The following is a 994-nucleotide window of genomic DNA, read 5'->3' on the forward strand; positions in this document are numbered from 1 at the left end:
GGCGTCGCTCCCGTATGAATAATCGTATTGGCAGTCGAGCTGAACGTAAGCGGAGAGGTAATGACCTCGTCCCCGGGCCCGATCCCTTTTGCTTTCAAAGCCAAAAATAAAGCTGCGGTACATGAATTTACCGCCACGGCGTGCTTCGCCCCGACAAACGCGGCAAACTCTTTTTCAAACTGCTGAACCTTCGGGCCTTTAGAGAGCCATCCCGATTCAAGCGTTTCTGTAACCTCCTGAATTTCTTCCTTACCGATTAACGGCAATGAGTAAGGGAGAAAATGATTTCTCTTTTGCACCATTTCTTTGCGCTCCTATCATTTTATTCAGTATCTTCCCGCCTGTAATCAACCCCTGTTTTGGCTTTCAGTTCCGCAAATAAAGCATTTGTTGATTCTGCCACCGGATAATTAGCCGCTATGAATGCCAGGCGCGCCTCTTCTGCTTTTTGATGCACGTCGGGACTTCGAAGAACTTCAACCAAGGTGTGCGCTAGTTCATCCGGCTGGTCAAACATAAAATCGCCAAGAGACTCATAATACGGATACGAGCGATTTCCGGACGATTTTCCGATCAGCACAGGCTTTTGAAACAGCATGGCTTCAAGACCGACTGTCGAGGTGTGCGTCACTGCGGCATCAGCATACGGCAGCAAATCATAAAGCTCCAGCTCCTTTTTGATGACTCTGCATGCTTTATGTTTTTTCGCCGCCTCGTGATACAGATCAAGCTTGTTTTTTCCGATTTCCCACGGGTGGGGTTTGATAATAATCTGCAGCTGCTTCTGATCAGAAAGCCCCTGCAGCACACCGGAATAAAAGTCTTCTGAAAAGGGCTGAGTGGCAATGAGCACAATTTTTTTAGTCGGCTGAAAAGCAAGTTTTCGATAGAATATGGACATATCCATAGGCGTTCTGTTAAAAATCTGATCGAAGCGGGGATGTCCCGTTACGAGAATCTGCTCGGGTTTACAGCCTTTTCGTATGAACCACTC

2 protein-coding genes are annotated in these 994 nt (G+C 47.3%); both read right to left on the bottom strand.

Annotated features, from left to right (window positions below; translation table 11 throughout):
- On the bottom strand, nt 1–302 hold a 302-nt coding region (locus ACWHAR_RS23565; protein ID WP_452088006.1), incomplete at its 3' end, for a DegT/DnrJ/EryC1/StrS family aminotransferase.
- 20 nt (nt 303–322) lie between these two features.
- A partial coding sequence (locus ACWHAR_RS23570) for a CDP-glycerol glycerophosphotransferase family protein (RefSeq protein ID WP_452088007.1) occupies nt 323–994 on the bottom strand: 672 nt, incomplete at its 5' end.

It is taken from the genome of Bacillus sp. LR--39 (assembly GCF_053613335.1).